We start from the raw sequence: 23275 nt of genomic DNA on the forward strand, positions 1-23275 counted from the left end.
AGTTTTGGAAAGTGAGAGAAGATGATTTCAAAGAGATTAGAATTAGTGGCTTCCTTTGTGCCACAGGGGGCCGTTTTACTAGATGTGGGAAGTGACCATGCTTATCTGCCGATCGACTTGGTTGAAAGAAGACGAATCAACAGTGCCATTGCAGGGGAAGTGGTGGAAGGTCCCTACCAGTCCGCGGTCAAAAATGTAGAAGCTCATGGTCTAAAGGAGAAAATCCAAGTCCGTTTAGCCAATGGCTTGACAGCCTTTGAAGAGGAAGACCAAGTGTCGGTTATCACCATTGCAGGTATGGGAGGGCGATTGATTTCCACTATATTAGAAGAAGGTTTGGACAAGCTAGCTAATGTAGAGCGTTTAATCCTCCAACCCAATAATCGTGAAGACGACTTGCGTATCTGGTTGCAAGACCACGGTTTTCAGATCGTAGCAGAAAGCATCCTAGAAGAAGCTGGCAAGTTCTACGAGATTTTGGTGGTGGAAGCAGGACAAATGAAGTTGTCAGATATCGATATCCGTTTTGGCCCTTTCTTGTCCAAAGAAGTTAGTCCGGTTTTTGTACAAAAATGGCAAAAAGAAGCAGCTAAGCTAGAGTTTGCTCTTAGCCAAATCCCAGAAAAAAATCTGGAGGAACGTCAAGTTCTAGCTCATAAAATTCAAGCCATTAAGGAGGTGCTCCATGCTAGCAAGTGAAGTGATTAACGCATATGAAGCCTTTTGCCCTCAGGAGTTTTCCATGGAGGGAGACAGCCGTGGTCTGCAAATCGGCACTTTGGACAAGGATATACAAAGGGTCATGGTTGTCCTCGACATTCGTGAAGAGACGGTGGCTGAAGCCATTGAAAAGGGTGTAGATTTGATTATCGTCAAGCACGCGCCTATCTTTCGTCCTATCAAGGATCTGGTAGCTAGCCGTCCGCAAAATCAGATTTACATTGATTTGATTAAGCATGACATCGCAGTTTATGTCAGCCATACTAACATTGACATCGTTGCAAATGGTCTCAATGACTGGTTTTGCCAGATGCTAGGCATTGAGGAAACGACTTATCTGCAGGAAACAGGTCCAGAACGTGGAATTGGGCGTATTGGAAATATCCCGACTCAGACATTTGGAGAATTGGCCCAGCATGTTAAGCAAGTCTTTGGTCTAGATAGTCTTCGAATGGTGCATTATCAAGAGAGTGATTTGCAGAAGCCCATTTCAAGAGTGGCTATCTGTGGTGGTAGCGGGCAGTCTTTCTATAAAGATGCTATAGCTAAGGGGGCAGCTGTCTATATCACTGGTGATATCTATTACCACACAGCTCAGGATATGCTTTCTGATGGCCTGTTGGCATTGGACCCAGGACATTATATCGAAGTGCTTTTTGTGGAAAGAATCGCAGCACTTCTTACTCAATGGAAGGAAGAGAAAGGCTGGACTATTGATGTCTTGCCTAGTCAAGCATCAACCAATCCTTTCCACCATATCTAGTTAGAAGGTGAAGACAATGAAAAAAGTTGCCATTATAGGAGCAGGGATTGTGGGGGCAACAGCTACCTACTACCTCGCGAAAGAAAGCGACCTAGAGATAACTGTTTTTGACCATGGTCAAGGTCAGGCAACCAAGGCAGCAGCGGGAATTATCAGTCCTTGGTTTTCAAAACGCCGTAATAAGGTCTGGTACAAGATGGCACGCTTGGGGGCTGACTTTTATGTGGATTTGTTGGCTGATATAGAAAAGTCTGGTCAGGAAATTGATTTTTACCAGCGTTCGGGAGTTTTTCTCTTGAAAAAGGATGAATCCAAGCTAGAAGAACTTTATGAACTAGCCCTCCAGCGCAGGGAAGAATCTCCCTTGATAGGCCGGTTAGCCATTTTAGACCAAGCGTCTGCAAATGAATTATTCCCTGGTTTGCAGGGATTTGATCGCCTGCTCTATGCTTCTGGTGGAGCGAGAGTAGATGGTCAACTCTTAGTGAATTGTTTGCTAGAAGCCAGTCAGGTCAAGCCGGTCAAAGAAAAAGTGAGTCTGACACCTTTAGAATCCAGCTATCAGATTGGCGAAGAGATATTTGATCAGGTTATTCTAGCGACGGGAGCTTGGTTGGGAGACATTTTGGAGCCTTTAGGATATGAGGTAGATGTTCGTCCCCAAAAGGGGCAACTCCGAGATTATCAGCTTGCCCAAGACCTAGAATCTTACCCTGTTGTCATGCCGGAAGGGGAGTGGGATTTGATCCCTTTTGCAGGTGGGAAATTGTCCTTAGGCGCTACTCATGAAAATGATATGGGATATGATTTGACGGTAGATGAAAACTTACTCCAACAAATGGAGGCGGCGGCCTTGCCTCACTATCCAGCCTTGGCAGAAGCGAAATCATCGGGTGAGCGTGTGGGAATCCGTGCCTACACCAGCGATTTTTCACCTTTCTTTGGGCAAGTACCTGGCTTAGTAGGTGTCTATGCGGCTAGTGGTCTAGGTTCATCAGGCCTCACAACGGGTCCTATCATTGGTTACCATCTAGCACAGCTGGTCCAAGACAAGGAGTTGACCTTGGACCCTGAAAATTATCCAATTGCAAACTATGTCAAACGGGTAAAAAGCGAATAAAATTTTACTGAAATTTTAGCCTCCCCCTAGGATGGCAAATGACATTCCCTATCAAAAATGGTAAAATAAGAAAAAATAATCCGAGAATCGAGGAAAAAAGATGCAAGAAAAGATTTTGGTAACGGGTGGTGCTGGATTTATCGGAACCCACACTGTTATTGAGTTGATCCAAGCAGGTCATCAAGTGGTTGTGGTGGATAATCTTGTCAATAGCAATCGTAAAAGTTTAGAAGTTGTTGAAAGAATCACAGGAGTTGAGATTCCTTTTTATGAGGCAGATATCCGTGACACAGATACACTCAGAGATATTTTCAAGCAGGAAGAACCGACTGGTGTGATTCACTTTGCTGGTTTGAAGGCTGTTGGCGAATCAACACGTATCCCTCTTGCCTACTATGACAACAATATCGCAGGAACTGTCAGCCTTCTAAAAGCCATGGAAGAAAATAATTGTAAGAACATCATCTTCAGTTCTTCTGCGACAGTTTACGGAGACCCTCATACAGTTCCAATCTTAGAAGATTTCCCACTTTCAGTGACCAACCCGTATGGCCGTACTAAGCTCATGCTAGAGGAAATTCTGACCGATATCTACAAGGCTGATTCAGAATGGAATGTGGTCTTGCTTCGTTACTTTAACCCAATCGGAGCACATGAGAGCGGTGACTTGGGAGAAAATCCAAACGGAATTCCAAACAATCTCTTGCCTTATGTTTCACAAGTAGCAGTGGGCAAACTAGAGCAAGTGCAAGTCTTTGGAGATGATTACGATACAGAAGATGGAACTGGGGTTCGTGACTATATCCACGTTGTAGACCTAGCCAAAGGTCACGTTGCAGCTCTTCAAAAAATCCAAAAGGGATCTGGCCTTAACATTTATAACCTTGGAACAGGCAAAGGCTACTCTGTTCTTGAAATTATTCAAAATATGGAAAAAGCAGTGGGACGTCCTATTCCTTACCGCATCGTAGAACGCCGCCCAGGTGATATCGCTGCCTGCTATTCAGATCCTGCAAAAGCCAAAGCAGAGCTCGGATGGGAAGCAGAATTTGATATCACGAAAATGTGTGAAGACGCATGGCGTTGGCAAAGTAAGCATCCAAATGGATTTGAAGACTAAGATAATGATTTCGATCATTGTCCCCTGTTTAAATGAAGACGAAGTACTTCCTCTTTTTTATCAGTCTGTTGAAGATTTGCTTCCTGACCTGGGAGCAGAGGTCGAGTATGTCTTTATAGACGATGGCTCAAGCGATGGGACCTTAGATCTTTTGAAGGCTTATCGAGAGCAAAATCCTGCGGTGCATTATGTCTCATTCTCACGAAATTTTGGGAAAGAGGCAGCTCTGTACGCAGGTTTACAGCATGCGACTGGGGACCTGGTGGTCGTGATGGATGCAGACCTCCAGGACCCTCCCGGTATGCTACTTGAGATGAAAGCATTACTAGACCATAATGCTGACTTGGACTGTGTTGGAACGCGCAGAACCAGTCGGGAGGGAGAACCCTTCTTTCGCAGTTTCTGTGCTGATCTTTTTTACCGCCTCATGCAAAAAATCAGCCCAGTAGCTCTCCCCTCAGGCGTCCGTGATTTTCGGATGATGAGAAGGCCTGTGGTAGATGCTATTTTAACCCTGACCGAGTCCAATCGGTTCTCTAAAGGGCTCTTTGCCTGGGTGGGCTTTCGAACATACTACCTAGACTATCCAAATGTCGAAAGACAGGCTGGAAAGACCAGTTGGAGTTTTAGACAGCTCTTTTTCTACTCGATTGAAGGGATTCTCAATTTTTCAGATTTCCCCTTGAGTATAGCCTTTGTAGCTGGACTTCTATCTTGTTTTATTTCTTTTATGATGACTGTTTTTGTAGTGTTTCGGACTCTTATCTTGGGAAATCCAACATCTGGCTGGACCTCTCTGATGGCCGTCATTCTCTTTCTTGGGGGGATTCAACTTCTGACCATTGGAATTCTGGGCAAGTATATCAGTAAGATTTACCTGGAAACCAAAAAAAGACCACTCTACCTCATCAAAGAAAAAAGTGATCTTTCTATTTTTGAAGGAAAAAATAACCGGAAAAGACTATAATTTTACCTAGAAATATGCTAAACTAGTAGGTGAAGGGATTAAAGTGATAAAGAGAATCTACAAAATCAATCTCCCTTTTAAACTATGATGGATCTTTTAGAAGTGCACGTGTAGGACAATTTTTGATGGCCTCTAGAACATCGTTGCTTTCAGCGATTTCTCTTTGCAATTCAACTGGATCATCGCAAAATCGAACGATTCCATTATCGTGGTAATCAAAGAGTTCAGAATAGGTTTGGCAAAGCCCGCAGGCGATGCACCGTTCAGGTATAAGTGTGAGTTTCATATTTATATTGTAATAAGAAAGTTTAAAAAATACAAGGAGTAAGGTATGGCAAAGGAACCATGGCAAGAAGATATCTATGAAAATAGTGAGGAAGAATCAAGATCAGAGCGTCGTCGCCGTAAACAAAAAGGGAAAGGCGCTGTTGCGAATCGTGTCTTAACAGTTCTAGCCAGCCTCTTTTTTGTAGTCGTTGTAGTGATGGTGGTTGTATTGATTTACCTATCAACCGGAGGAAGCAATCGCACAGCAGCTTTGAAGGATTTTTATGATGCATCATCTCCTTCTACAAGCTCAAGTTCTAAAGTGGAAGAGTCATCATCTTCAAGTAGCAAGGTAGAAGAAACATCTTCTTCTGAGACAACTCCTTCAGAGAGCAGTTCAGAAGAGCACACAGAAGGAGAAGGAACACTCACAGTGCATCCTGGAGAGGGTGAGGCAGCTCTTGCTCAGCGTGCAGGGATTTCTATTGCCCAGTTGGAAGCGTTAAATCCTTCTCATATGTCATCTGGATCTTGGTTTGCCAATCCAGGTGATGTGATCAAGACAAGATAGGAGTCGGGAATGAAGACAATTCAAATTGCTATTGATGGTCCAGCTTCCAGTGGTAAGAGTACAGTCGCAAAGATTGTCGCTAAAGATTTTGGATACACTTATCTCGATACGGGCGCTATGTACCGTGCTGCGACTTATATAGCTCTCAAACACCAGTTGGATGCAGGAAAAGTAGAGCAACTTTTGGAATTGCTTGATCAACATCCCATTAGTTTTGGACGTTCAGAAACAGGTGATCAACTTGTTTTTGTAGGGGATGTGGATATCACTCATCCTATCCGTGAAAATGAAGTGACCAACAAGGTTTCAAGCATTGCTGCCATTCCTGAGGTGCGTGAGAAACTTGTTTCGCTCCAGCAAGAGATTGCTCAGCAAGGTGGTATCGTCATGGATGGCCGTGATATCGGGACAGTTGTTTTACCACGAGCTGAACTCAAGATTTTCCTAGTGGCTTCTGTTGATGAAAGAGCAGAGCGTCGTTACAAGGAAAATATTGCTAAAGGGATTGAAACAGATCTTGAAACGCTGAAAGAAGAAATTGCGGCGCGTGACTACAAGGATAGTCATCGTGAAACCTCGCCTCTCAAGCAGGCTGAGGATGCAGTTTATCTTGACACAACTGGACTAAGTATACAAGAAGTGGTCGAAAAAATTGAATCAGAAGCAAAAAAATATATGTCCTAGGGACGAGAGGAGCAGGCTAGATGATGCCTGCTCCTTTTCTCTCTTTTGCGCGCGTTTCAAAACAGTCTTTTTGGGAGAATTTTGATAAAATAGTAGTATCAATGAAAAGGACGGAAGCATGACAAAGAAAATCATAGCCATTTGGGCCCAAGATGAAAAAGGTGTGATTGGGAAGGAAGATCGTCTCCCTTGGCATTTGCCAGCAGAGTTGCAACATTTTAAGGAAACGACTTTAAATCATGCTATACTGATGGGACGAGTGACCTTTGATGGAATGGGGCGTCGTCTGCTTCCAAAACGGCAAACCCTGATTTTAACGCGCAATAGCGAAGAAGTCATAGATGGGGCACTCGTATTTCAAGATGTGGAGTCTGTTTTAGCGTGGTATCAGAGTCAGGAAAAAAATCTCTATATCATTGGCGGAAAACAGATTTTTCAGGCTTTTGAGCCATATTTAGATGAAATCATCGTGACACAGATTCATGCTCAGGTAGAGGGAGATACCTATTTCCCTGAGGCATTTGACTTGTCTCGTTTTGAGACAGTCGCAAGCAAATCTTACACCCGAGATGAGAAAAACGACTATGATTTTACCATCGAATACCGAGATAGAAAGGAAGTCTAATGGAGCGCAGTATATTTGGATTTTTCACAGCTTTTTTGTGTGTAATCTGTATCTTGACTGGAGCACAGGCTTTTCGTAAGAAGCGCTATGGACTGTCTGCCTTACTCTGGTTGAATGCCTTTACCAATCTGGTAAACAGTATTCATGCTTTTTACATGAACTTATTTTAGATAGAATGATAAATTAGAATGGAAGGAAATCATGCCTACAAATAGGAAAAATGATATGATGGTTTATTGCTCATTTTGTGGCAAAAGCCAAGAAGAAGTAAAGAAAATAATCGCTGGGAACAATGCTTTTATCTGTAATGAATGTGTGGAGTTGGCCCAGGAAATCATTCGTGAGGAGTTGGCTGAGGAAGTTTTGGCAGACTTGTCTGAAGTACCAAAACCAATCGAACTCCTTAATATCTTAAACCACTATGTGATTGGTCAAGATCGTGCCAAACGTGCCTTGGCAGTGGCTGTATACAATCACTATAAACGCATCAATTTTCACGATACGCGGGAAGAGTCAGAAGATGTGGATTTGCAGAAGTCAAATATCCTGATGATTGGCCCAACTGGTTCTGGGAAAACTTTCTTGGCTCAGACTTTGGCTAAGAGCTTGAACGTGCCTTTCGCTATTGCAGATGCGACAGCTCTGACTGAGGCTGGGTATGTGGGTGAGGACGTGGAAAATATCCTCCTCAAACTCTTGCAGGCTGCAGACTTTAACATCGAACGTGCAGAGCGTGGGATTATCTACGTGGATGAAATTGACAAAATTGCCAAGAAGAGCGAGAACGTGTCTATCACACGTGACGTTTCGGGTGAAGGTGTGCAACAAGCCCTTCTCAAGATTATCGAGGGAACTGTAGCCAGCGTGCCGCCTCAAGGAGGACGCAAACATCCACAACAAGAGATGATTCAGGTGGATACTAAAAATATCCTCTTTATCGTGGGTGGTGCTTTTGATGGCATCGAAGAAATCGTTAAACAACGTCTGGGAGAAAAAGTCATCGGTTTTGGCCAAAATAACAAGGCGATTGACGAAAAAAGCTCCTACATGCAAGAAATCATTGCAGAAGACATTCAAAAATTTGGGATTATCCCTGAGTTGATTGGGCGCTTGCCTGTCTTTGCAGCTCTTGAGCAATTGACGGTCGATGACTTGGTTCGTATCTTGAAAGAACCAAGAAATGCCTTGGTCAAACAATACCAAACCTTGCTTTCTTATGATGATGTTGAGTTGGAATTTGACGACGAAGCCCTTCAAGAAATCGCCAATAAGGCTATCGAACGCAAAACTGGTGCGCGTGGTCTTCGCTCCATCATAGAAGAAACCATGCTAGATGTTATGTTTGAAGTGCCAAGTCAGGAAAATGTGAAATTGGTCCGCATCACAAAAGAAGCTGTCGATGGAACGGAAAAACCCATCCTAGAAACAGCCTAGAGGTGACTATGGAAATCAATACACACAATGCTGAAATCCTGCTCAGTGCGGCCAACAAGTCCCACTATCCGCAGGATGAACTGCCAGAGATTGCCCTTGCAGGGCGTTCAAATGTCGGCAAATCTAGCTTTATCAACACCATGTTGAACCGAAAGAATTTGGCCCGTACATCAGGAAAACCTGGGAAAACCCAGTTACTCAACTTTTTCAACATTGATGACAAGATGCGCTTTGTGGATGTGCCTGGTTATGGCTATGCCCGTGTTTCTAAAAAAGAGCGTGAAAAGTGGGGGCGCATGATTGAGGAGTACCTGACGACTAGGGAAAATCTCTGTGCGGTTGTCAGTTTGGTGGATCTCCGCCACGACCCGTCAGCAGATGATGTGCAGATGTACGAATTTCTCAAGTATTATGAGATTCCGGTTATCATCGTTGCTACCAAGGCGGACAAGATTCCTCGTGGTAAGTGGAACAAGCATGAATCAGCAATCAAAAAGAAATTAAACTTTGACCCAAGTGACGATTTCATTCTCTTTTCATCTGTCAGCAAGGCAGGGATGGATCAGGCTTGGGATGCAATATTAGAAAAATTGTGAGGGAAAGAAGTGGCAAAAACAATTCATACAGACAAAGCTCCAAAAGCAATCGGACCTTATGTTCAAGGAAAAATCGTTGGCAATCTTTTGTTTGCTAGCGGTCAAGTTCCTCTTTCACCTGAAACTGGTGAAATTGTAGGAGAAACGATCCCAGAACAAACAGAACAAGTCTTGAAAAATATCGGTGCTATTTTGGCTGAAGCAGGAACAGACTTTGACCATGTTGTCAAAACAACTTGCTTCTTGAGCGATATGAATGACTTTGTTCCTTTTAACGAGGTTTACCAGACTGCCTTTAAAGAGGAATTTCCAGCTCGTTCAGCTGTGGAAGTTGCACGTCTTCCTCGTGATGTAAAAGTCGAAATTGAAGTGATCGCAGAGATTGGATAAGCTAGTTGAAGTTTGGCTCTGCCAAACTTTTTTTGATATAAGGAGAGATAGATGACAAAGAAACAACTTCACCTGGTAATTGTGACAGGGATGAGTGGTGCAGGGAAAACGGTAGCCATTCAGTCCTTCGAGGATTTGGGCTATTTCACTATTGACAATATGCCACCAGCCCTCTTGCCAAAGTTTTTGCAGTTGGTTGAGACCAAGGATGATGACCATAAGTTAGCCCTAGTAGTCGATATGCGGAGCCGTTCCTTCTTTTCAGAGATTCAGGCTGTTTTGGATGAATTGGAAAACCAAGACGATTTGGACTTCAAAATTCTCTTTTTAGACGCAGCAGATAAGGAATTGGTGGCACGCTATAAGGAAACTAGAAGAAGTCACCCTCTAGCTGCTGATGGTCGGATTTTAGATGGCATCAAACTGGAACGCGAACTCCTAGCACCTTTGAAAAACATGAGTCAAAATGTAGTGGATACGACAGAACTCACTCCGCGTGAACTGCGTAAAACCATTGCTGAGCAATTTTCAGACCAAGAGCAAGCCCAGTCTTTCCGTATCGAAGTCATGTCTTTTGGATTCAAGTATGGTATCCCTATCGATGCAGACTTGGTCTTTGATGTCCGTTTCTTGCCAAATCCATACTACCTCCCTGAACTTCGCAATCAGACAGGTGAGGATCAAGCAGTTTATGACTATGTGATGAATCATGAAGAGTCTGAAAGTTTTTATCAGCACTTACTCGCCTTGATTGAGCCCATTTTGCCAAGTTACAAAAAAGAAGGCAAGTCTGTTTTAACCATTGCAGTAGGATGTACAGGTGGACAGCACCGTAGTGTTGCCTTTGCTAAGCGAATCGCTGAGGACCTTGCTAAAAACTGGCCTGTCAATGAAAGCCATCGTGACAAAGACAGAAGAAAGGAAACGGTAAACCGTTCATGAGAAAACCAAAGATAACGGTAATTGGTGGAGGAACTGGTATCCCCGTCATTTTGAAAAGCTTGCGAGAAAAGGATGTTGATATCGCAGCCATCGTAACGGTAGCTGATGATGGTGGATCTTCTGGTGAACTAAGAAAGAATATCCAACAGCTGACACCGCCAGGTGATCTTCGCAATGTTCTGGTAGCCATGTCGGATATGCCTAAATTTTATGAGAAAGTTTTTCAGTACCGCTTCTCAGAAGAGGCTGGAGCTTTTGCGGGTCATCCTCTAGGAAATATCATTATAGCAGGGCTTTCTGAAATGCAAGGATCCACTTATAATGCCATGCAGCTGCTAAGTCTCTTTTTCCACACAACAGGAAAAATCTACCCATCGAGCGATCAGCCTCTGACACTGCATGCAGTCTTTAAAGACGGTTCTGAGGTGGCAGGTGAGAGCCACATTGCAGATCATCCAGGTATGATCGACCATGTCTATGTGACTAATACCTTGGATGATGAAACACCGCAAGCCAGTCGTCGAGTAGTCAATACCATTCTCGAGAGTGATATGATTGTCTTGGGGCCTGGTTCCCTCTTTACATCGATTTTGCCGAATATTGTCATCGAGGAGATTGGGCAGGCTCTCTTGGAGACCAAGGCAGAGATCGCCTATGTCTGCAATATCATGACCCAGCGTGGGGAAACAGAGCACTTTTCAGACAGTGACCACGTGGAAGTTCTCCATCGACACTTAGGTCGACCTTTTGTTGATACGGTCTTGGTCAATATCGAAAAGGTTCCTAGAGAATACATGGATACCAACCGTTTTGATGAGTATTTAGTTCAGGTAGAGCATGATTTTGCTGGTCTTTGCAAGCAAGTTCCTCGTGTGATTTCATCCAACTTCCTTCGTTTGGAAAATGGAGGAGCCTTCCATGATGGCGATTTGATTGTGGATGAATTGATGCGCATTATACAGGTGAGAAAATGAGTTTCACAGTAGCAGTAAAAGAAGAAATTCTTGGTCAACACCATCTCAGTCGTTATGAACTATCGGCCATTATCAAGATGTCTGGTAGCATCGGTCTCTCGACTTCTGGTCTGACCTTGTCTGTTGTGACTGAAAATGCTAAGTTGGCTCGGCATCTCTATGAGTCCTTTCTCCATTTTTATGAGATTAAGTCAGAAATTCGTCACCATCAGAGAAGCAATCTTCGTAAGAATCGTGTCTACACGGTCTATACCGATGAGAGAGTGCAGGAGCTTTTAGCTGATTTGCGGCTTGCGGATTCTTTCTTTGGTTTGGAGACGGGTATTGATCCCGATATTTTAGCAGATGAGGAGGCTGGACGTGCTTACTTATGTGGGGCCTTTCTGGCAAATGGTAGCATCCGAGATCCTGAGTCTGGCAAGTACCAGTTGGAGATTAGTTCTGTTTATCTGGACCATGCCCAAGGATTGGCCTCTCTTCTTCAGCAGTTTTTGCTGGATGCCAAGGTCATTGAGCGCAGGAAAGGTGCAGTTACTTATCTCCAACGTGCAGAAGACATCATGGATTTCTTGATCGTGATTGGGGCCATGCAGGCGCGTGATAATTTTGAGCGCGTCAAGATTTTGCGTGAAACTCGTAACGATCTCAATCGGGCTAATAATGCTGAAACAGCCAATATCGCTCGAACGGTTTCTGCTAGTATGAAGACCATTAATAATATCAGTAAAATCAAAGATAGAATGGGTTTGGAAAATTTACCCGTGGATTTGCAAGAGGTGGCGCAGTTGCGGATTCAGCATCCAGACTACTCTATCCAGCAGTTGGCAGATAGTCTGAGCAATCCCCTAACCAAAAGTGGCGTCAATCACAGACTTAGAAAAATAAACAAGATAGCAGATGAATTATGAAGAGAGAACATAAGATAAGCGGATTTCTAACTTCTATATATGCTTACGGGTACAAATTTGATAAAAAGAAGGGTGTGCTCATACGTTGAATTCTAGGGATATGAAAATAGCTGTAAAAACTCTTAATTCTTGGTACAATAGGACTAAATAAGTAGGGTAGTAGTTTACGAGTGAAAACATGGTATAGCACCGTTGGAAAGTGATGGATTTAGCGAGGGCACACTAAGTTTAGTAGTATCTAGCTATTGAAGCATGTGCTCTTATCAAGACGACGGTTGAAATCCGTCCGCCTATAATCTTTAGTCCCAATTCAATGTTGGGGCTATTGTCTTAATTCAATCTCTTTTTCTACAATCAAAGTAGCCTTTATAATATTTCTAGGGGATTTACACGTTGCAAATAATATAAATCCATTATAAAACCACGGATTATTCAATCCGTGGTTCTTTTCTTATAAACTTGTTGAGTGTTTTGGTTGCACTTTTTGCTCAGGGTCAATGTAGTTGATAGCATTGTTAACAGCTGTTGGAGCTTCACCCAGTCCTGTGGCGATCAAATCAATCTTCCCTTCATAGTAGCAGCAGTCTCCGATAGCATAGATACCTGCTTGGCTAGACTCTTGCTTGCTATTGACGATAATCTTGTGACGGTTAAGGTCCAGACCCCAATTTTTAAGATTGCCGACAGATGATTTGAAACCATAGTTGACAAAGAGGTGGTCTACTTCGATAGTTTCGGTTTCATCTGATTTGACTTTGGTGATTTCTAGTTTGTCGAGTGTCTTGCCATCTCCGATAAGTTGGCTAGGGACGAATGGTGTCTTGATGGTTACAGATGATTCTTGCAGAGCTTGCACACTATGTTCCAAGGCGCGGAAATTATCTCTGCGGTGAACGAGAGTAGTTGGGGCAGTCTTTTCAAAAGCCAGAGCCCAGTCCACTGCAGAGTCCCCACCACCAAGGATGGTCACTTTCTTACCAGCGTATTGCTGAATGTTGGAAACGTGGTAGTGGATATTTTCATAGTCCTCAACGTTCTCCAATTCGAGCGGACGTGGTTTGAAGGCACCGCCACCCATGGCAATGATGACTGTTTTAGTCAGGTGGCTTCCCTTATTAGTTGTGATGGTAAATCCTTGATCTTGTTTCTCGATTTCAAGAACAGTTTCGTTGAGGTGAACAGGTGTTTCAAAGCCGTTTAGCTGTTCAACCAAGCGATTGGTCAGTTCTTCCCCAGTTAAGTTTGGAAAACCTGGCACATCAAGGATTTGCTTTTCAGGGTAGAGGATGGCTGGTTGACCACCGAGCTGGGGAAGGGAGTCGATGATTTGAACATTGGCTTGGCGTAGATGGGCGTAAAAGGCAGCAAAGAGCCCGACAGGACCGCCACCTACAATGGTAATATCATAGAGTTGAGACATGATTTCTCCTTTGTTTTTTCTAGTCAGTTTATTTTATCATATTTTTGCTTAATTTAAAATGAGGTAGGATAGGGAAAAAATAGGCAAAAAATGGTATAATAATGAGTAAAGTGTTTTGACAGGGAGGAGGCCAAGGATGAATTTTCAACAATTATCCAATTTACAATACTGGACGAGTTTGTTTTCAAGTCCTTGGAGTATAGTCACCAATCTGATTGATATTCTCATTGTGACTTATATTTTATATCATTTTACTAAAGCGATTGCAGGCACCAAGATTATGATATTGGTCCGTGGAGTCTTAGTTTTTATTCTAGCCCAGATTCTTTCCAATATGATTGGTTTAACGACTATTTCCTGGTTGATCAATCAGATCATCACCTACGGGGTGATTGCAGCGGTGGTTATCTTTTCACCAGAGATTCGGACTGGTTTGGAGCGATTGGGCCGGGCTACTGATTTCTTCTCCAATGCCCCCATTAGTGCGGAAGAGCAAATGGTTCGTGCATTTGTGAAATCAGTTGAATACATGAGCCCTCGTAAGATTGGGGCGCTTGTGGTGGTTCAGCGAGTAAGAACCTTGCAGGAATATATCTCGACAGGGATTCCTTTAGATGCTAAAATTTCGGCTGAATTGCTTATCAATATTTTTATTCCCAATACTCCCTTGCATGATGGTGCTGTCATTATCAAGGAAGACCGAATTGCTGTAACTTCAGCCTATCTACCCCTGACTGAAGATACCGGGATTTCCAAGGAGTTTGGAACGCGTCACAGGGCGGCGATTGGTTTGTCGGAAGTGTCAGATGCTCTTACCTTTGTGGTTTCGGAAGAAACGGGTGGAATCTCCATCACCTATAATGGAGTCTTTAAGCATGATTTGACCTTGGAAGAGTTTGAATCTGAATTGAGAAGAATCTTACTTCCAAAATCAGAGAAAAAGCAAGGTCTGAAAGAGCGCTTGCTAGGAGGATTGAAACATGAGAAAAAATAGTCTATACATCATTTCTTCCTTCTTTTTCGCATGCATTCTCTTTATCTATGCAACATTGACAAACTATCAGAATAGCAACAGTGCCAGACAGGTGCGGACGGAGACTTATACAAACACAGTTCTTAATGTCCCAATTGATATTCAGTATGACAGTGATCAGTATTTTATCAGTGGTTTTACATCTGAGGTGACGGTCTTTCTAACAGGGTCAAATAGAGTTGCTTTGGCGAGTGAGATGCAGGAAAGTACCCGCAAATTTAAGGTGACAGCTGATCTTTCTGATGCCAGTGTAGGAACCATCGAAGTTCCTCTAACCATTGAAAATCTTCCGAGCGGTTTGACGGCTGTTGCAACACCGCAAAAGATAACAGTGAAGGTCGGTAAAAAAGCAAAACGGGACAATGTCATTGTTGTGCCGGAGATTGACCCTAGTCAGATTGATTCTCGCGTGAAAATCGATACAGTTACTGTATCAGATGAAAAAGTAACGGTTATTAGTGATGAGGAAACCCTCTCCAAAGTAGATCGTGTCATTGCTATCTTACCGACGAGTGAACGGATAACTGGAAACTACTCGTCCTCTGTTCCTCTACAAGCAGTCGATAAAAATGGAAATGTCTTACCAAGCGTCATTATGCCGTTTGACACAACTATGAAAATTACAACAAAAACAGCAACGTCTAGTTCAAGTAACTCGTCAACAAGTTCCTCAGAAGGCAGTTCGTCTTCAACGAGTTCAGAAACAAAATCAGATTCGTCTAAACAATAATAAATAATAGAAAAGGATGATAAATAAAATGGGTAAATATTTTGGGACCGATGGAGTCCGTGGAGAAGCAAACGTAGAACTGACGCCAGAATTGGCCTTTAAACTGGGACGTTTTGGTGGATATGTTCTTAGCCAACACGAAACAGAAGCCCCTAAAGTCTTTGTAGGACGTGATACACGTATCTCAGGAGAAATGTTAGAATCAGCCTTGGTGGCAGGTCTTCTCTCTGTAGGGATTCACGTCTACAAACTTGGTGTCATTGCAACACCAGCAGTAGCTTACTTGGTCAAAACTGAGGGGGCCAGTGCAGGTGTCATGATTTCCGCTAGCCACAACCCGGCCCTTGATAATGGGATTAAGTTCTTTGGTGGGGATGGTTTCAAACTTGATGATGAAAAAGAGGCAGAAATTGAAGCCTTGCTAGATGCTGCTGAAGATACTCTTCCTCGTCCAAGTGCAGAAGGTTTAGGAACCTTGGTGGACTATCCAGAAGGTTTGCGTAAGTATGAAGGCTACCTAGTTTCAACTGGAACTCCTCTTGAAGGAATGAAAGTGGCCTTAGACACAGCAAACGGTGCAGCATCTACAAGTGCCCGTCAGATTTTCGCTGATCTTGGTGCCCAGTTGACAGTTATCGGTGAGACACCAGATGGTCTTAATATCAACTTGAATGTTGGTTCAACACACCCAGAAGCTCTTCAAGAAGTAGTGAAAGAAAGCCAGTCAGCTATTGGTTTGGCCTTTGACGGAGACAGTGACCGTTTGATTGCTGTTGATGAAAATGGCGACATCGTTGATGGTGATAAGATCATGTATATCATCGGGAAATACCTTTCTGAAAAAGGCCAGTTAGCCCAAAATACTATCGTAACAACCGTTATGTCTAACCTTGGTTTCCATAAGGCCTTGGACAGCGCAGGCATTAACAAGGCAGTCACTGCGGTTGGTGACCGCTATGTCGTCGAAGAAATGAGAAAATCAGGCTATAACCTTGGTGGTGAACAGTCTGGTCACGTTATCTTGATGGATTACAATACGACAGGTGATGGACAGTTAACTGCCGTTCAACTAACAAAAGTTATACGGGAAACCGGTAAAACCTTGTCTCAACTGGCATCAGAAGTAACGATTTACCCACAAAAGCTGGTCAATATCCGAGTGGAAAATGCTATGAAAGAAAAGGCCATGGAAGTACCAGCCATCAAGAAAATCATCGAAAAGATGGAAGGAGAAATGGCAGGAAACGGCCGTATCCTTGTTCGCCCAAGTGGTACCGAACCTCTCTTGCGAGTTATGGCAGAGGCACCTACAACAGAAGAAGTCAATTACTATGTAGATACGATTGCTGCTGTTGTTAAAGATGAAATCGGAATTGACTAAAGCCTAGAAAACTAGATGAAATGATAAAAATGTGGTACAATTGCATAGTAAATTGTAGCAATGGGAGAGAGAAATGAATCTTAAACGAGAACAAGAATTTGTTAGCCAGTATCACTTTGATGCTCGTAACTTTGAATGGGAAAATGAAAATGGGGCTCCTGAAACCAAGGTAGACGTGAATTTCCAGCTGCTCCAATACGACCAAGAAAACCAAGTGACTTCGCTTGTTGTTATCTTGAGTTTCATGATTGTCTTTGACAAATTTGTCATCAGCGGAACCATTTCCCAAGTCAACCATGTGGAAGGCCGTATTGTCAACGAACCAAGCGAATTTAACCAAGAAGAAGTTGAAACCTTGGCACGTCCATGCTTGAACATGCTCAACCGTTTGACGTATGAAGTAACAGAAATCGCCTTGGATCTTCCAGGGATCAATTTGGAGTTTTAGTCATGAAATTAGCTGTCATTACAGATTCTTCGGCCTATTTAGAGGAGAAGACGCTGCAAAGAGAGAATCTTTTTATCTTGGATATTCCTGTCAATATCGATGGGGAGGAGTATGTTGAAGGCGTCAATCTGACTGCTGAGGAATTTTATCAAAAAATGGCTCAGTCTGCAGAATTGCCTAAAACCAGTCAACCAAGTATTGCCAAATTGGATGAGATTCTAAGTTCTTTGAAAGATGAGGGTTATACCCATGTCTTGGGACTCTTTCTTTCGTCAGGGATTTCAGGTTTTTATCAGAATATCCAATACATGGTGGACGAGCATGAAGGTTTGACCATTGCTTTTCCTGACACCCATATCACAAGTGCTCCTCTAGGATTTATGGTAGAGAGTGCCTTTGAATGGGCAGAGCAGGGTGATGATTTTGCTCAGATTCAGGAGAAATTAGCTCTTCAAATTGCTGATAATTCAGCCTTTATCATAGTAGATGATCTTGATCACTTGGTTAAGGGAGGACGTTTGTCAAATGGGGCTGCTATCTTAGGGAATCTCCTTAGTATCAAGCCTATTCTTTACTTCAATGACCAAGGGGTGATTGAAGTTTACGAAAAAGTTCGTACAGAAAAGAAGGCAATCAAACGTTTGGTGGAAATCATCAAAGAGTCGACAAAAGACGGGAATTACCGTATCACAGTCATCCATGGCAATGCTCCTCAAAAGGCAGTGGATTTGCGCCAGCTTTTGATGGAGAGTGGTGTGACTTCTGAAATTCCAATTGCAACCTTTGGTAGTGTCATTGGAACCCACCTTGGAGAAGGTAGTATCGCTTTAAGTTATACGCCAATCGTCTAGATTGTTGTTATGGGTAGCTAACGTCCTTTGTATCTTAGAAATTGAACACGGACTACCCGCCTCTTGAAAAAAGATGCCTGTCTTGCCTTTCGTGGACAGTCAGCGCCATTCCCTATTTTTCATGGGCAGCTAACGTCCTTTGTATCTTAGTCAGGAGTAGAGATGAGTATTCGAGTAATTATTGCCGGTTTTAAGGGAAAGATGGGCCAAGCTGCTTATCATATGGTCTTGGCTGATCCAGACTTGGACTTGGTCGCGGTTTTGGATCCTTTTGAGTCTGAGTCAGAATGGCAGAGAATTCCTGTCTTCAATGATAAGGCTGATTTAGCCGGTTTTGAAGCAGATGTTTGGGTAGATTTTACTACACCAGCCGTTGCCTACGAAAATACACGCTTTGCTCTTGAAAATGGCTTTGCTCCTGTCGTAGGAACAACAGGCTTTACTAGTGAAGAAATTGCAGAACTAAAAGCATTTTCCCGTGAACAAGATTTGGGTGGCTTGATTGCCCCTAATTTTGCCTTGGGAGCTGTCTTGCTTATGCAATTTGCGGCGCAGGCTGCCAAATATTTCCCCAATGTGGAGATTATCGAGCTCCATCATGACAAGAAAAAAGATGCTCCGAGCGGAACAGCCATCAAAACGGCTGAGTTGATGGCGGAAGTTCGGGAATCAATCCAGCAAGGTGCGCCTGATGAGGAAGAATTGATTGCGGGTGCTCGTGGTGCTGACTTTGATGGCATGCGCATCCACTCAGTTCGTCTACCAGGCTTGGTAGCCCATCAGGAAGTTATCTTTGGCAATCAGGGAGAAGGATTGACCCTTCGTCATGACTCCTATGATCGCAGCTCCTTCATGACAGGGGTGAATTTGGGAATCAAAGAAGTTGTCAAGCGTCATGAGCTTGTCTATGGATTAGAACACTTATTATGAGATTAACACAAATGCCTTCTGAATTTCAGAAGGCTTTACCAGTATTAGAAAAAATTAAAGAAGCAGGCTTTGAAGCCTATTTTGTTGGGGGCTCCGTCAGAGATGCCCTCCTCAATCGTCCCATCCACGATGTGGATATTGCGACTTCTTCCTATCCAGAGGAGACAAAGCAGATTTTTCCGCGAACAGCTGATATTGGAATCGAGCACGGAACTGTTTTGGTTTTAGATGGGGACGAGGAGTATGAGGTAACAACCTTTCGGACAGAAGATGTCTATGTGGACTATCGCAGACCCAGTGCGGTTTCCTTTGTGCGTTCGCTAGAAGAAGACCTCAAGCGCCGTGATTTCACAGTTAATGCCTTTGCCTTGGATGAGACAGGCGAAATCATTGACTTGTTTCATGGTTTAGAGGATTTGGAAAACCAAGTCTTGCGAGCAGTTGGAGTGGCTAGTGAGCGTTTCAACGAAGATGCTCTGCGAATTATGCGTGGTTTCCGTTTTCAGGCCAGTCTTGGTTTTAAACTTGAGTCAGAAACTTTTGAAGCGATGAAGACTTTGACGCCGCTTTTGGAGAAGATTTCTGTGGAACGCACCTTCGTTGAGTTTGATAAGCTCTTGCGGGCACCTTTTTGGCGAGTTGGTCTGTCTTCCATGATTGAGAGTCGAGCTTATGACTATCTTCCAGATATGGCAGGAAGCCAGGACAAGCTCAACAGACTGTTTGATTTAGAGGCGGATTTCACTTTTGAATCTTCTGAACAAGCCTGGGCGGCTCTTTTGTGGGCTTTGGAGATTAAAGATGCACAGCCATTTTTGAAGGCGTGGAAAACCTCGCGCCAGTTTGCCAAGCAGGTTCAGGATTTACTGAATATTTTGGTCCTTCGTGAAAAGGGGGGATTGAGCAAGCGAGATTGTTACCGTTTTGACCTAGAATCGCTCCTGCAGGCTGAAAGTCTTCGTCAGGCTCAAGGGAAAGAAGTCAATCCACAAGCCATCACAGAAACTTACTATAGTTTGACCATTCATGATAAGAAAGAAATGCAAATCAACGGTGGTATTCTGATCAAAGAATATGGTTACCAGCCAGGACCAGACTTGGGAGAGATTTTAACAGAGATTGAGTTTGCCATTGTCGATGGAGAATTGGAAAATGACCGACAAGCTATCCATGCTTACCTAAGGGAGAAAAAATGAGTGATTTTATCGTTGAAAAACTAAGCAAATCCGTTGGTGACAAGACCGTTTTTAAGGATATTTCTTTTATCATCCATGACTTGGATAGAATTGGTCTGATTGGTGTCAATGGAACGGGTAAGACCACCCTTTTAGATGTTCTTTCTGGAGTTTCAGGCTTTGATGGTGACGTTATCCCTTTTTCCGCTAAGAATGACTATAAGATTGGTTACTTGACCCAGAATCCAGATTTTGATGATAGCAAGACGGTCTTGGATACGGTTCTCTCCAGCGACCTCAAGGAAATTCAGCTGATTCGTGAGTATGAGTTAATCATGCTCAACTACAGCGAGGACAAGCAGACTCGTTTGGAACGCGTCATGGCTGAGATGGACTCTCTCCAAGCTTGGGAAATCGAGAGTCAGGTCAAGACGGTTCTCAGCAAGTTGGGTATTCAGGACTTGTCGACTCCAGTTTGGGAACTGTCAGGCGGTCTGAGAAGACGGGTTCAGTTGGCGCAAGTTCTCCTAGGAAACCACGACCTCTTGCTGCTGGACGAGCCTACCAACCATCTGGATATTGCGACCATCGAGTGGCTGACCCTTTTTTTGAAAAATTCCAAGAAGACCGTCCTTTTTATCACTCACGATCGTTATTTCCTAGACGCTTTGTCAACACGAATTTTCGAGTTGGACCGAGCAAGCTTGACCGAGTATCAGGGAAATTACCAGGACTATGTTCGCCTCAAGGCGGAACAAGATGAGCGCGACGCAGCTCTTCTCCACAAAAAGGAACAACTCTATAAGCAAGAATTGGCCTGGATGCGCAGACAACCGCAGGCGCGTGCAACCAAGCAGCAAGCCCGTATTAATCGTTTCCATGACTTGAAAAAAGAAGTTTCAGGCGGCGTTGCTGAGACAGACTTGACCATGAACTTTGAAACCAGTCGGATTGGGAAGAAGGTTATTGAGTTTCAGGATGTTTCCTTTGCCTATGAAAACAAGCCCATTTTGCAAGATTTCAACCTCTTGGTGCAAGCCAAAGACCGTATCGGAATTGTTGGGGACAATGGTGTTGGGAAGTCAACTCTTCTCAATCTGATTGCAGGAAGTCTTGAGCCGACAGTAGGTCGAGTTATCATTGGTGAGACGGTTCGCATCGCCTATTTCTCTCAACAAATCGAGGGCTTGGATGAAAGCAAGCGAGTTATCAATTACTTGCAGGAAGTAGCAGAAGAGGTTAAGACCAGTGGCGGTTCTACGACTTCCATTGCAGAGTTGCTAGAGCAGTTCCTCTTCCCACGTTCGACGCATGGAACCTTGATTGAGAAATTGTCTGGTGGAGAGAAAAAACGTCTTTATCTTCTCAAACTGCTTCTTGAAAAACCAAATGTTCTTCTCTTGGACGAACCGACAAATGACCTAGATATTGCAACTTTGACAGTTTTGGAGAATTTCTTGCAGGGCTTTGCGGGTCCTGTCTTGACAGTTAGCCATGATCGCTATTTCTTGGATAAGGTAGCAACTAAGATTCTTGCTTTTGAGGATGGCAAGATTCGTCCTTTCTTTGGTCATTACACAGACTACCTTGATGAAAAAGCTTTTGAAACAGAGATGGCCAATCAAGTGCAAAAGGCTGAAAAGGAAAAAGTGGTCAAAGTCCGTGAAGAAAAGAAACGCATGACCTACCAAGAAAAGCAGGAGTGGGCAAGCATTGAAGGCGATATTGAAACCTTGGAAAATCGTATCGCTACCATTGAAGAGGAGATGCAGGCTAACAGCTCTGACTTTGGCAAACTAGCGACCCTTCAGAAAGAGCTAGACGAGAAAAACGAAGAACTGCTTGAAAAATACGAACGCTATGAATATCTAAGTGAATTTGATAGATAGAAGAATAGAGAAATCCCGTCTCATGACAGGATTTCTCTATTCTTTTTTGGTTTCTTGATGAAAGATTTTTTGCCAAGTTTCGTGACGGCGCCAGATACTGGTGTGGACGATACCGTCCATCTCATAGCAAATGAGTTTGGTTTTCTGACTAATGGAGGTAATCTGAATGTCCTTAATTGTAGCTTTAAGTTCTTTTTCAGCCTTATAAGCCTCTTTATCCATCTGCTCCCCATCTTGACGGATATAGATAAAGTCCTCAGCAAGGAGTTCTTCTAGCTGATTTCCTTGGTCAATCAATTGTTCACGCATGAGCAGTTTTTTGTAGACATTGTCTAAAATTTCGTCCTCAGGTATGGGAGCTGGTTCGATATGGACATCGGTATCAAAGACTCCAAATCGCTCTTCTAGCATAGACTCGACCTGATCTGCAATTTCGTGACTCTCATAGACTGATAAATCGGGATTCATTTCTAAGGTAATATCAAGGTAGATGTTGCTACCGTAGGTACGCCCTCTTTGGGACTTGACCTTACTAATCTTTGGAATCTCCATGATAGCCTTTTGGTAGTCTTCTAGTAGCCGGTCATCAAAACCATCTGAAAGACTGAAGGAAGATTCGATAAAGATATCATAGGCTGTCTTTATGATAAAGAAAGTGATGATGATAGCAACCAGTTTATCCACAATTGGATAATTGAAACTGCTAGCTAGTATGGCAATGGCGGTTCCAAGTGAGGTAACAGCATCAGAAAGATTATCCTTAGCAGCTGCCTTTAGAGCTTTGGATTTGGATTTCTTACTGAGGCCTGTGTTATAGAGATAAACGACAAACATAACCGCCGCAGAAATGATTCCTAGGAATGCTCCTAGAGGATCAATAATCGTTTGTTCCCGACTGAGAATTTTTTGAATGGTGTCCCGAAGAACATCAAAGCCAACGTAGAACATGATGATGGAAGTAATCAAACTAGCCAAATCTTCAATCTTCCAGTGACCAAAACGATGGTCACGGTCTGCAGGCTGGCGCGCCATCCGAATGCCAATCAGAAGAGCAACATTTCCGATAATATCGGATACGTTATTGAAACCATCCGCTACCAAACTGGATGAATGAAGTAGATGACCAGTTGCTAATTTTGCCGCAGACAAGAGTAAGTAGGTCGAGATACTGACAATGGCACCACGCTCAGCTAACTTGAGATTTGAGATTGATTGTTTCATCAAACTTCCTTTTCAGTATAAATAATATTCTTTCATTATACTGGTTTTTGCGGGAAAATTCAAATTTAGTCCTCCTTTATCGAATTTTAATGATTGAAAACTTTTCAAAATTTGGT

General features: G+C 43.3%; 25 protein-coding genes. 22 read left to right on the forward strand and 3 right to left on the reverse strand.

The window, feature by feature from the left end; genetic code table 11:
* Nucleotides 1-21 precede the first annotated feature (21 nt).
* From ACVX3R_RS02760 to ACVX3R_RS02780, 5 genes are all read left to right on the forward strand, one after another.
* Complete coding sequence (locus ACVX3R_RS02760) at nucleotides 22-699, forward strand: tRNA (adenine(22)-N(1))-methyltransferase (RefSeq protein WP_458795368.1); 678 nt, start codon at nucleotides 22-24, stop codon at nucleotides 697-699.
* On the forward strand, nucleotides 686-1483 hold the full coding sequence (locus ACVX3R_RS02765) for a Nif3-like dinuclear metal center hexameric protein (RefSeq protein ID WP_458795369.1): 798 nt from the start codon (nucleotides 686-688) through the stop codon (nucleotides 1481-1483). The genes ACVX3R_RS02760 and ACVX3R_RS02765 overlap by 14 nt, the downstream gene beginning before the upstream one ends.
* 16 nt (nucleotides 1484-1499) lie before the next feature.
* Nucleotides 1500-2603: an NAD(P)/FAD-dependent oxidoreductase gene (locus ACVX3R_RS02770; protein WP_458795370.1), complete on the forward strand. Its 1104-nt coding sequence runs from the start codon at nucleotides 1500-1502 to the stop codon at nucleotides 2601-2603.
* 100 nt (nucleotides 2604-2703) lie between these two features.
* The gene (gene galE / locus ACVX3R_RS02775; RefSeq protein ID WP_458795371.1) at nucleotides 2704-3723 is read left to right on the forward strand and encodes a UDP-glucose 4-epimerase GalE; all 1020 of its coding nucleotides are present in this window, start codon (nucleotides 2704-2706) and stop codon (nucleotides 3721-3723) included.
* Nucleotides 3707-4690 carry a glycosyltransferase family 2 protein gene (locus ACVX3R_RS02780; protein WP_458795372.1) on the forward strand — a complete coding sequence of 328 codons (984 nt, stop codon included), beginning with the start codon at nucleotides 3707-3709 and terminating at the stop codon, nucleotides 4688-4690. Before galE ends, ACVX3R_RS02780 begins: the two co-directional genes overlap by 17 nt.
* Nucleotides 4691-4772: 82 nt before the next feature.
* Here the strand turns inward: ACVX3R_RS02780 and ACVX3R_RS02785 are convergent, their stop codons facing one another.
* Nucleotides 4773-4976, reverse strand: a complete 204-nt coding sequence (locus ACVX3R_RS02785; RefSeq protein ID WP_458795373.1) for a ferredoxin — start codon at nucleotides 4974-4976, stop codon at nucleotides 4773-4775.
* 45 nt (nucleotides 4977-5021) lie between these two features.
* On the opposite strand from ACVX3R_RS02785, the gene ACVX3R_RS02790 reads away from it, so the two are divergent.
* From ACVX3R_RS02790 to whiA, 9 genes are all read left to right on the forward strand, one after another.
* The gene (locus ACVX3R_RS02790) at nucleotides 5022-5528 is read left to right on the forward strand and encodes an SAG1386/EF1546 family surface-associated protein (protein ID WP_061419698.1); all 507 of its coding nucleotides are present in this window, start codon (nucleotides 5022-5024) and stop codon (nucleotides 5526-5528) included.
* Between the two features lie 9 nt (nucleotides 5529-5537).
* The gene (cmk, locus tag ACVX3R_RS02795) at nucleotides 5538-6212 is read left to right on the forward strand and encodes a (d)CMP kinase (protein ID WP_181186794.1); all 675 of its coding nucleotides are present in this window, start codon (nucleotides 5538-5540) and stop codon (nucleotides 6210-6212) included.
* A gap of 118 nt (nucleotides 6213-6330) precedes the next feature.
* Nucleotides 6331-6837, forward strand: a complete 507-nt coding sequence (locus ACVX3R_RS02800; RefSeq protein WP_458795374.1) for a dihydrofolate reductase — start codon at nucleotides 6331-6333, stop codon at nucleotides 6835-6837.
* Between the two features lie 201 nt (nucleotides 6838-7038).
* Nucleotides 7039-8271, forward strand: a complete 1233-nt coding sequence (gene clpX / locus ACVX3R_RS02805) for an ATP-dependent Clp protease ATP-binding subunit ClpX (protein ID WP_045592370.1) — start codon at nucleotides 7039-7041, stop codon at nucleotides 8269-8271.
* Nucleotides 8272-8279: 8 nt separating this feature from the next.
* Nucleotides 8280-8867, forward strand: coding sequence for a ribosome biogenesis GTP-binding protein YihA/YsxC (gene yihA, locus ACVX3R_RS02810; protein WP_458795375.1), 588 nt, complete (start codon nucleotides 8280-8282; stop codon nucleotides 8865-8867).
* A gap of 9 nt (nucleotides 8868-8876) precedes the next feature.
* The gene (locus tag ACVX3R_RS02815; protein ID WP_458795376.1) at nucleotides 8877-9257 is read left to right on the forward strand and encodes a RidA family protein; all 381 of its coding nucleotides are present in this window, start codon (nucleotides 8877-8879) and stop codon (nucleotides 9255-9257) included.
* 51 nt (nucleotides 9258-9308) lie between these two features.
* Nucleotides 9309-10199: an RNase adapter RapZ gene (gene rapZ, locus ACVX3R_RS02820; protein WP_000163039.1), complete on the forward strand. Its 891-nt coding sequence runs from the start codon at nucleotides 9309-9311 to the stop codon at nucleotides 10197-10199.
* Nucleotides 10196-11173 (forward strand): YvcK family protein, encoded by a 978-nt coding sequence (locus ACVX3R_RS02825; RefSeq protein WP_458795377.1) that lies wholly within the window; start codon nucleotides 10196-10198, stop codon nucleotides 11171-11173. The genes rapZ and ACVX3R_RS02825 overlap by 4 nt, the downstream gene beginning before the upstream one ends.
* The gene (whiA, locus tag ACVX3R_RS02830; protein ID WP_458795378.1) at nucleotides 11170-12081 is read left to right on the forward strand and encodes a DNA-binding protein WhiA; all 912 of its coding nucleotides are present in this window, start codon (nucleotides 11170-11172) and stop codon (nucleotides 12079-12081) included. The genes ACVX3R_RS02825 and whiA overlap by 4 nt, the downstream gene beginning before the upstream one ends.
* Before the next feature lie 451 nt (nucleotides 12082-12532).
* Here whiA and ACVX3R_RS02835 read toward each other — a convergent pair whose 3' ends face one another.
* Nucleotides 12533-13501 carry an NAD(P)/FAD-dependent oxidoreductase gene (locus tag ACVX3R_RS02835; protein WP_458795379.1) on the reverse strand — a complete coding sequence of 323 codons (969 nt, stop codon included), beginning with the start codon at nucleotides 13499-13501 and terminating at the stop codon, nucleotides 12533-12535.
* A gap of 136 nt (nucleotides 13502-13637) precedes the next feature.
* Here ACVX3R_RS02835 and cdaA point away from each other — a divergent pair, with 136 nt between their 5' ends.
* The 8 genes from cdaA to ACVX3R_RS02875 all read left to right on the forward strand — a co-directional run bounded on the left by cdaA (nucleotide 13638) and on the right by ACVX3R_RS02875 (nucleotide 21938).
* On the forward strand, nucleotides 13638-14495 hold the full coding sequence (gene cdaA / locus ACVX3R_RS02840) for a diadenylate cyclase CdaA (RefSeq protein WP_001011078.1): 858 nt from the start codon (nucleotides 13638-13640) through the stop codon (nucleotides 14493-14495).
* Nucleotides 14482-15264 carry a CdaR family protein gene (locus tag ACVX3R_RS02845; protein WP_001230922.1) on the forward strand — a complete coding sequence of 261 codons (783 nt, stop codon included), beginning with the start codon at nucleotides 14482-14484 and terminating at the stop codon, nucleotides 15262-15264. The genes cdaA and ACVX3R_RS02845 overlap by 14 nt, the downstream gene beginning before the upstream one ends.
* A gap of 28 nt (nucleotides 15265-15292) precedes the next feature.
* On the forward strand, nucleotides 15293-16645 hold the full coding sequence (gene glmM / locus ACVX3R_RS02850) for a phosphoglucosamine mutase (protein ID WP_458795380.1): 1353 nt from the start codon (nucleotides 15293-15295) through the stop codon (nucleotides 16643-16645).
* 73 nt (nucleotides 16646-16718) lie between these two features.
* Nucleotides 16719-17093, forward strand: coding sequence for a DUF1149 family protein (locus tag ACVX3R_RS02855; RefSeq protein ID WP_001050095.1), 375 nt, complete (start codon nucleotides 16719-16721; stop codon nucleotides 17091-17093).
* Between the two features lie 2 nt (nucleotides 17094-17095).
* A complete protein-coding gene (locus ACVX3R_RS02860) occupies nucleotides 17096-17944 on the forward strand; it encodes a DegV family protein (RefSeq protein WP_458795381.1) in 849 nt (282 codons plus the stop codon).
* 162 nt (nucleotides 17945-18106) lie between these two features.
* Nucleotides 18107-18874, forward strand: a complete 768-nt coding sequence (gene dapB, locus ACVX3R_RS02865) for a 4-hydroxy-tetrahydrodipicolinate reductase (RefSeq protein WP_458795382.1) — start codon at nucleotides 18107-18109, stop codon at nucleotides 18872-18874.
* Nucleotides 18871-20070: a CCA tRNA nucleotidyltransferase gene (locus tag ACVX3R_RS02870; protein WP_458795383.1), complete on the forward strand. Its 1200-nt coding sequence runs from the start codon at nucleotides 18871-18873 to the stop codon at nucleotides 20068-20070. The genes dapB and ACVX3R_RS02870 overlap by 4 nt, the downstream gene beginning before the upstream one ends.
* A complete protein-coding gene (locus ACVX3R_RS02875; RefSeq protein ID WP_458795384.1) occupies nucleotides 20067-21938 on the forward strand; it encodes an ABC-F family ATP-binding cassette domain-containing protein in 1872 nt (623 codons plus the stop codon). Before ACVX3R_RS02870 ends, ACVX3R_RS02875 begins: the two co-directional genes overlap by 4 nt.
* Nucleotides 21939-21974: 36 nt before the next feature.
* On the opposite strand, the gene mntE is transcribed toward ACVX3R_RS02875, so the two are convergent.
* A complete protein-coding gene (gene mntE / locus ACVX3R_RS02880) occupies nucleotides 21975-23159 on the reverse strand; it encodes a CDF family manganese efflux transporter MntE (protein ID WP_458795385.1) in 1185 nt (394 codons plus the stop codon).
* Nucleotides 23160-23275: the final 116 nt, after the last annotated feature.

This window comes from Streptococcus sp. 517s (assembly GCF_054445985.1).

Bases quoted from the DNA above. Each gene is read 5' to 3' on its own strand.
- ACVX3R_RS02760 (WP_458795368.1), top strand. From the start codon at position 22: ATGATTTCAAAGAGATTAGAATTAGTGGCTTCCTTTGTGCCACAGGGG.
- ACVX3R_RS02765 (WP_458795369.1), top strand. From the start codon at position 686: ATGCTAGCAAGTGAAGTGATTAACGCATATGAAGCCTTTTGCCCTCAG.
- ACVX3R_RS02770 (WP_458795370.1), top strand. From the start codon at position 1,500: ATGAAAAAAGTTGCCATTATAGGAGCAGGGATTGTGGGGGCAACAGCT.
- galE (WP_458795371.1), top strand. From the start codon at position 2,704: ATGCAAGAAAAGATTTTGGTAACGGGTGGTGCTGGATTTATCGGAACC.
- ACVX3R_RS02780 (WP_458795372.1), top strand. From the start codon at position 3,707: ATGGATTTGAAGACTAAGATAATGATTTCGATCATTGTCCCCTGTTTA.
- ACVX3R_RS02785 (WP_458795373.1), bottom strand. From the start codon at position 4,976: ATGAAACTCACACTTATACCTGAACGGTGCATCGCCTGCGGGCTTTGC.
- ACVX3R_RS02790 (WP_061419698.1), top strand. From the start codon at position 5,022: ATGGCAAAGGAACCATGGCAAGAAGATATCTATGAAAATAGTGAGGAA.
- cmk (WP_181186794.1), top strand. From the start codon at position 5,538: ATGAAGACAATTCAAATTGCTATTGATGGTCCAGCTTCCAGTGGTAAG.
- ACVX3R_RS02800 (WP_458795374.1), top strand. From the start codon at position 6,331: ATGACAAAGAAAATCATAGCCATTTGGGCCCAAGATGAAAAAGGTGTG.
- clpX (WP_045592370.1), top strand. From the start codon at position 7,039: ATGCCTACAAATAGGAAAAATGATATGATGGTTTATTGCTCATTTTGT.
- yihA (WP_458795375.1), top strand. From the start codon at position 8,280: ATGGAAATCAATACACACAATGCTGAAATCCTGCTCAGTGCGGCCAAC.
- rapZ (WP_000163039.1), top strand. From the start codon at position 9,309: ATGACAAAGAAACAACTTCACCTGGTAATTGTGACAGGGATGAGTGGT.
- ACVX3R_RS02825 (WP_458795377.1), top strand. From the start codon at position 10,196: ATGAGAAAACCAAAGATAACGGTAATTGGTGGAGGAACTGGTATCCCC.
- whiA (WP_458795378.1), top strand. From the start codon at position 11,170: ATGAGTTTCACAGTAGCAGTAAAAGAAGAAATTCTTGGTCAACACCAT.
- ACVX3R_RS02835 (WP_458795379.1), bottom strand. From the start codon at position 13,501: ATGTCTCAACTCTATGATATTACCATTGTAGGTGGCGGTCCTGTCGGG.
- cdaA (WP_001011078.1), top strand. From the start codon at position 13,638: ATGAATTTTCAACAATTATCCAATTTACAATACTGGACGAGTTTGTTT.
- ACVX3R_RS02845 (WP_001230922.1), top strand. From the start codon at position 14,482: ATGAGAAAAAATAGTCTATACATCATTTCTTCCTTCTTTTTCGCATGC.
- glmM (WP_458795380.1), top strand. From the start codon at position 15,293: ATGGGTAAATATTTTGGGACCGATGGAGTCCGTGGAGAAGCAAACGTA.
- ACVX3R_RS02855 (WP_001050095.1), top strand. From the start codon at position 16,719: ATGAATCTTAAACGAGAACAAGAATTTGTTAGCCAGTATCACTTTGAT.
- ACVX3R_RS02860 (WP_458795381.1), top strand. From the start codon at position 17,096: ATGAAATTAGCTGTCATTACAGATTCTTCGGCCTATTTAGAGGAGAAG.
- dapB (WP_458795382.1), top strand. From the start codon at position 18,107: ATGAGTATTCGAGTAATTATTGCCGGTTTTAAGGGAAAGATGGGCCAA.
- ACVX3R_RS02870 (WP_458795383.1), top strand. From the start codon at position 18,871: ATGAGATTAACACAAATGCCTTCTGAATTTCAGAAGGCTTTACCAGTA.
- ACVX3R_RS02875 (WP_458795384.1), top strand. From the start codon at position 20,067: ATGAGTGATTTTATCGTTGAAAAACTAAGCAAATCCGTTGGTGACAAG.
- mntE (WP_458795385.1), bottom strand. From the start codon at position 23,159: ATGAAACAATCAATCTCAAATCTCAAGTTAGCTGAGCGTGGTGCCATT.